Origin of the sequence: Mangrovactinospora gilvigrisea (assembly GCF_001879105.1) — a bacterium.
Classification (GTDB): Bacteria; Actinomycetota; Actinomycetes; order Streptomycetales; family Streptomycetaceae; genus Mangrovactinospora; species Mangrovactinospora gilvigrisea.
This window is the reverse complement of sequence record NZ_MLCF01000154.1, coordinates 1-2,577: the sequence shown is the minus strand read 5'-3', so window position 1 is coordinate 2,577 and position 2,577 is coordinate 1. Positions and strand designations below refer to the sequence as shown.

The window sequence follows — 2,577 nt, the reverse complement described above, 5'->3', positions numbered from 1 at the left end:
TCGTCAGGGCTGACGCCTGACGCCTGACCGTCGGGTGGGGGCGGCGGGGCCGCAAGGTCTCGCCGCTTCCCTCCGGGGGGAGGGGTGTTGGAGGGGGCCGGGTGCGCGTGATGCGTGTCCGGCCCTGATGCGTTGCCGCGGGTGGAGGCTGCTCGCCCTGGACCCCCCTGTGCCTGGCGGTCCCGCCGAAGTTGCCGGGGGATTTCTGCGATGGATGGCTGCGCATATCGGAGAGCATATGCTATGATTGGATCATCACGAGATCGAGGCTCACCACCTTGGTCACCTTCTCACCAGAGGAGCCATCCATGAGCGACACCGCATCTTCCGTGCAGGGCAGGCGCATTCTGCTGCCGGAGACCGCAAAGCTGCTGTCCCCGGTCGCCTTGACCGGCGAGTTCTACCCCTCAAGCCTCTGGGACGGCGGCACTCACAGCACCCTGCCGCACGTCGCGCCCGTCCCCCACCCCAAGGGGCTGGCGGGGGCGTTCCTGGACTCCGTGCGCGAGCTGACCGAAGACGCGCGCGCCATCGGCGTGCAGCTCTCGGGGGGCCTGGATTCGCTGGCCACCCTGGTCTACGTCCACCGTGTGGCCAACGGTCGGCCCGTCTACGCCTTCACGGTGGACCTGACGGACGATCAGGGGAAGGGCGCGGTTCCCGTAGTGCGTCGGCTGCTGCGTGACTTCGGGCTGACGGGCGTGGAACTGGTCGTGATCGACCCCAAGGGGGAGCGAGGCGTTCCCCGTTGGTCGGCGGCGGGGCCGCGCCTGGATGCGCTGCCGGACCTGAACGCGGTGGTTGCGCGGGAGGCTGCCGCGCGGGGGGTGGACATCCTCCTGAGCGGTTCGGGCGCGGATGAGCTGCTGGGTGTTCCGCGCTACGGGACTGGCGCGGTGGCGCGTCGCCAGGGGGGCCGCGCGGCGTGGCGGTATGCGGCTGACGCCTCGCGTTCGGGGGCGGGTCTGATGGGTGAGGGGATGGCGGCGGCGGCGCGGCTGCTTCCGTCGTCCGCGCGGGCGCGCCTGTACTGGGCGATGAATTGGCCGGAGTGGTGCGGCGCGGAGGCGACTCCCGTGCTGGCGGAGCCTTACCGCGCGATGGCGGCCGAGTGGTCGCGGGCGTGGGTGTGGGAGCAGATCAACGACCATGCGGCGAACGGTCGCGGGTGGTTCGCTGCGGACGCGTATGACGCGTTCTTTCCGCATGAGCTGATTCCTGCGGCGGGTGAGGTGCGGGAGGACTCGCCGTTTCTGACGCCGGGGTTCATCTCAGCGGCGTTCGCGGTGCCGCTGGCCGACCGCTATGGCGCGGCGCTGCCGACGCCGTACCTGCGGGCTAAGGCGTTGGTGGTGGGTCTGTTCCCGGAGGGGACGGCGGGGCTGTTGCCGCAGCACAAGCAGTATTTCAGCGCGGCGCTTGAGGGGCAGGCCGCGCGGTTCGATGCGGCTTCGGACCTGGTGACGGCGGACGTGGGTCTGATCGACCGTGAGGCGCTGGGCCGGGAGTCGGATGTGTCGGTGCTGCTCGCGGTCGCCTCGTTGGAGGCGTGGATGCGCGGGGCTGTGGAGCGTGGGGCCGTGATCGGGTGAGCGGCTTCCGGTGAGGGGGCGGCGGTAGGCCGCTGTCCCCCTCACCGGGGTCGGTGGTTTCGGGAGCGGTTCGGTTCGGTCTTGAGTGAGGGGCAAGTCGTGGAAAGCGCACTGCGGTTGGGGATGCGTCCGTTTGCGCGGGCGGATGAGTTCGGCGTACTGGAGTTGATTAATGCCGATCAGGTGCCCGGTCAGCCGGAGGTGACGGCGGCACAGCTCGCGGAGGCGGTTGCCGGGCGTTCGCCGAATGACTCGGGGTGGTGGGAGGAGTTGGACGCGCCGGTGACGGTGGTGGCGGTTGAGGGTGGGGCTGTGGTGGGGGTGGTGTCGTTTGCGGTGCGTGCGAAGGACCGCACGGGTTTGATCTTGTGGTTGCACTGCCGGGAGCGGGAGGACGTGGCGGCGGCGCTGGTGGCGTATGCGGTTGACGCGCTCGCCGGGTGCGCGCGCCTGGAGGCGTTCACGCTGTCGTCGGCGCTGGTGGTCGCGCTTGAGGGTCTGCCGGTGCGGCATCGTGCGGTTACGCACGAGGCTTTGCTGGCGGCGGGTTTCGTGGGGGCGGATCTGTGGGCGTACATGCGGGCGGAACTGCCGTTGTCGTTGCCTCGGTTGGATGCGGGGGTGCGGTATGAGCGGATGGCGGGGGATGAGTGGGAGCTGAGTTTGATGGAGGGCCGTACGCGGGTGGCTAAGGCTCAGGTGGGGTTGCCGGTCGCGGGGACGGGTGTGCTGTGGTGGATCAGCACGCGGCGGCGGGCGCGTGGGCGCGGGTATGGGCGCGTTGTGTTGGGGGCGGCGGGGGCGTTGCTGGCTGATCTTGGGGCGCGTGAGGTGGTGTTGGTGGTGGACGATGACGCGCCGGAGGATCAGGGGCGTTCGCGGGTGGCTGCTAAGCGCATGTATCGGGGGGCGGGGTTTGTCGAGGTTGACCGGCTGTTCTCGTACACGCGGCACGGTGGTGACGGGTGACGGGTGACGGGTGACG

General features: G+C 70.2%; 2 protein-coding genes. Both read left to right on the top strand.

All coding sequences use genetic code 11. The annotated features are described in order from the left end of the window. Nucleotides 1-308: 308 nt before the first annotated feature. Nucleotides 309-1,592 (top strand): asparagine synthase-related protein, encoded by a 1,284-nt coding sequence (locus tag BIV57_RS21940; protein ID WP_079170583.1) that lies wholly within the window; start codon nucleotides 309-311, stop codon nucleotides 1,590-1,592. Nucleotides 1,593-1,691: 99 nt separating this feature from the next. Beyond that, nucleotides 1,692-2,561 carry a GNAT family N-acetyltransferase gene (locus BIV57_RS21935; protein WP_245797848.1) on the top strand — a complete coding sequence of 290 codons (870 nt, stop codon included), beginning with the start codon at nucleotides 1,692-1,694 and terminating at the stop codon, nucleotides 2,559-2,561. Nucleotides 2,562-2,577: the final 16 nt, after the last annotated feature.